This is a genomic window from Streptococcus sp. GMD4S, from assembly GCF_000296955.1.
Genome location: NZ_AJRE01000443.1, coordinates 1 through 995 on the forward strand (window position 1 = coordinate 1; position 995 = coordinate 995).

At 34.2% G+C, this 995-nt stretch carries 1 protein-coding gene; it reads right to left on the bottom strand.

The features are described 5' to 3' along the window. Positions 1-145: 145 nt before the first annotated feature. On the bottom strand, positions 146-649 hold the full coding sequence (locus tag GMD4S_RS10600; protein WP_000504319.1) for a hypothetical protein: 504 nt from the start codon (positions 647-649) through the stop codon (positions 146-148). Positions 650-995 lie beyond the last annotated feature (346 nt).

Genomic DNA, 995 nt, shown 5'->3' on the forward strand with positions numbered 1-995 from the left:
AAAAAGACTCCCTTCTCCTATAGTCCACCAATTATAACCAACCATTAACCCTACAGACATAGATATTCTCCTACTCATTTTTAATATTATTTAACGTCAACTAAAGTTTTATATTGATAGTATCTAAAACATACATTCATTCCCCCTACCCCAACTCCTTGGCTATTCTGCTTTTTTCAAGTTTTCCCTTGGTAATTCGTTTCCATAAAACAAGAGGGTTCAAACTATAAGATAGGCGTAGGAGGAAATAATTAACCCATTCGATAAGGGCAAAAAGCTGTATCAACGTGGCTAAGATAGTCACTAGGACACTCTGTGCATTCCAGACAATAAAAGGAAAGCCTGAAATAAGTAAAACGAGGTCTAGTATTCTGAGCACACCATATAGTTTAGGGACATTTTCACTTCCGAACTGAGGTTTCGAGAGTCTTCTAATCAAAATCGCCCAATAGATTGAACCTTGAAGCAAAATAAATGTCAGTAAAGACAACGGATGAAGAATAGAGATCAAACCATTCCAATCACCAAGCCTATTTTTCAAAAGGAAAAAACAAAACCAAATAGATAGGACGGCTGTGAACTCTCCCAAACAGAGGGACATCAACTCTTTTCTAACTTTCTCTTTTTGTATGTTCATCATCTCACCCATCTATCTATCATCCTATATCAGAAAAAAGCCATTCGATCCATTTTCTAGTCAACATTTCTCAGAATCAAGTCATTCTAAGTATCGAACAGTATAATCACTTTAATATAAATTCAATTCTAAGTTTAGAATTGCATTTGTATATATTTTTTAGATCTATTCTAAGTCTATGACAGCTTTAAATTTTAATTTTTGAAGGATTCTAAAGCTAGAAGAGCTCAAAAATCACGAGAACTAAGCTATTCGAAGCTTAGAAGAAGATTTTCCAACCTTCATAAACTCTTCAATTAACGTTTCTTACAATTTTTCTGATGAGCTTTGAGTTTTTTCAGAGCCCAGTCATAGTGAC

Bases quoted from the DNA above. Each gene is read 5' to 3' on its own strand.
- GMD4S_RS10600 (WP_000504319.1), bottom strand. From the start codon at position 649: ATGGGTGAGATGATGAACATACAAAAAGAGAAAGTTAGAAAAGAGTTG.